This window comes from Streptomyces sp. NPDC058664 (assembly GCF_042716635.1).
In the GTDB taxonomy this organism is placed as follows: domain Bacteria; phylum Actinomycetota; class Actinomycetes; order Streptomycetales; family Streptomycetaceae; genus Streptomyces.
The window spans coordinates 1-1,019 of the sequence record NZ_JBHXRW010000264.1; the positions used below are offsets into that span (position 1 = coordinate 1).

General features: G+C 66.3%; 2 protein-coding genes. One reads left to right on the forward strand and one right to left on the reverse strand.

The window, feature by feature from the left end:
• Window positions 1–528: glycine betaine ABC transporter substrate-binding protein (locus ACFWUY_RS42025; RefSeq protein WP_384122467.1), on the reverse strand; the 528-nt coding region annotated here is incomplete at its 3' end.
• 139 nt (window positions 529–667) lie between these two features.
• Between ACFWUY_RS42025 and ACFWUY_RS42030 the strand changes: the two genes are divergently transcribed.
• Window positions 668–1,019, forward strand: a 352-nt coding sequence (locus ACFWUY_RS42030) for a hypothetical protein (protein WP_384122470.1), incomplete at its 3' end; no start/stop codon positions are given.

Below are 1,019 nucleotides of genomic sequence, written 5' to 3' on the forward strand. Positions count from 1 at the left end.
GGCGATGGTTTTCAGGTTCCACTTGTCGGCGGTCGCGCGGGTGACGACGACGGCGTCGGAATCCTCACCCGGGGCGGGCGTTGCGATGGCGAGGTCCTCGCCGAGCGCCTTGGTGAGCGCGGCGTTCACCTCGGGAGCGGCGGTGGCGGTGGCGTCTTTGTCGAGGTATTGCAGCAGGTTGCCGGTGTATTCCGGGATCAGCGAGATGGCGCACTGGCGCAGCGCGGGAATGTAGGCCTCGCGGCTGCCGATATCGAATTTGGTGTCGACTTTGAAGCCGTTGATCCGCAATGCTTCGGTGTAGATGTTGGCGACGGTCTCGGATTCGGGGAAATTGGCCGAGCCGACGATCAGCGCGTCGCTGGTGCAATCACCCTTGGCGGCAAGCGGATCGCTGTTGCCGCAGGAGGCGAGGATCATGGCGGCGGCCAGTGCCACAGCGGCAGCCAGCACCCGGCCCGCCCGGACCGCGAGGCTGCGTGCCGGTCGACGTTGTCGCGTTGAAGAGGAGGCGAAGGCGGTTTTCACTGGTGTCCTTCCGGCAAAGGCGGGCAGTGCGCTGTGCGTGCGACCCGGGGGCCACAGGTACATTCTGGTAGTTCATACTGCCCGCCGTCGGGCCGAATTGCGCGGGTTGACGGCAAATTCAGAAAGTTGGTGTCGTCGGATGCATTCGGTCGTCGTGCGTCGAACCGCCGCCGCGATCCTGGCCGCCACCTGCGTTTTCGGCACTGTTTCCTGCGCCTCCGAGGACACCCGTCCGGTGGTTGTGGTGGGTGGGGATTCGACGACGGAATCGGTTCTGCTCGCCGAGATCTATTCCCAGGCCCTGGCCCGCACCGGTACCCCGACGACCGTCGTCACCCAGTTGGTCGACCCGCTCGCCGACCTGGACTCGGGTCGCATCGCCGTCCTGCCCGCCCGCAACGGCGACCTACTGACCGACTGGAACCCCACCTCGTCCGCCCGCAAACCCGACGAGGTCATCACCGCGGTCAATGCCTCACTCCCGCAGGGCC